The organism is Kitasatospora sp. MBT63 (assembly GCF_000710465.2).
Lineage (GTDB): Bacteria > Actinomycetota > Actinomycetes > Streptomycetales > Streptomycetaceae > Kitasatospora.
On record NZ_JAIZ01000786.1, the window covers coordinates 46,288 to 47,455 of the forward strand.

At 69.9% G+C, this 1,168-nt stretch carries 1 protein-coding gene; it reads right to left on the reverse strand.

Annotation, left to right across the window (positions count from 1 at the left end):
• The coding region (locus AA75_RS53155) for an FG-GAP-like repeat-containing protein (RefSeq protein WP_233289424.1) at positions 1-1,128 on the reverse strand (1,128 nt) is incomplete at its 3' end.
• Positions 1,129-1,168 lie beyond the last annotated feature (40 nt).

Consider the following 1,168-nt stretch of genomic DNA (forward strand, 5'->3'; position numbering starts at 1 on the left):
GCGGGCCAGCAGGTCGGGGACGCTGGTCCGGTTGATGTCGCCCGCCCCGACGATGGTGTCGTAGATGTCGAAGCCGTGGCCGATCTTGGTGCGGCCCGTGAACGTCCCGTCCCCGATGCCCATGTAGATGTAGAGGTCGCCGTCGGGTTCCCGGGCGAGGAGGTCGGCGACGCCGGTGCCGTTCATGTCGCCGACACCGACGATGAGGTCGTACTGGTTCCAGCCGCCGCCGAGGTCGGTGCGGCCGGTGAAGGTCCCGTCGCCCTTGCCCATGTAGGACCAGAGGTGTCCGTTGCGGTCACGGGCGAGCAGGTCGGGGACGCTGGTCCGGTTGATGTCGCCCGCGCCGACGATGAGGTCGTACTGGTTCCAGCCGCCGCCGAGGTCGGTGCGGCCGGTGAAGGTCCCGTCGCCCTTGCCCATGTAGGAGTACAGGTGTCCGTCGGCGCCGCGGGCCAGGAAGTCGCCCACGCCCGTCCGGTTGATGTCGCCCGTCCCGATGATCGGTGACCCACCGGGCGCGGTGCCGCTGTCGCTGATGTTGTTGTAGCGGTACGGCTTGTAGCCGTTCGCGGCGAGGTAGCCGCGCGTGTAGTACGAGTCGTCCTCGCGGGCGGTCGCGCCGGTGTGGGGCTCCTCCAGGATGTCCGCGGTGGTGTGGCCGGAGTCCGTCCAGCCCTTGAAGAGAACGACGTGCTCGCTGATGTTGTCGAGCATGTCGCCCGGCTGCAGTTCGTCGTAGCCGCCGAGCTGCGTGGCGAACCCCGGCAGGGTCTGTGTCGTCTCCCCGTAGTTGTTGGAGGCACCGGAGGGCAGGTCCCAGGCCATCGAGATGAAGCCCGAACAGTCCTGGCGGTAGGTGCCGTTGCTGTCGGTCCAGTACTGCTCCTGGCTGTACGGCACGCCCTCGGCTATCCAGCTCTCGGCGCGGGCCATGACCGTGCTCCGGCTGATCGCCTGGCCGGCCCGGGAATCCATCGGCCGCGCGACGGACGCCGCCCTCGGGGCGGGGGCGGAGTGGTCCGCGCCGGCGGCATGGGCGGCCGGGCCCAGCACGGCCGGTGCGGCGCCAGCGGCGAGGGCGACGGCGGCGGCGAACACGGTACGGGCAGACGACTTCAGGGACACTGGATCTCCGATCGGTGAGCTGTGAAAGGGCATACGGATG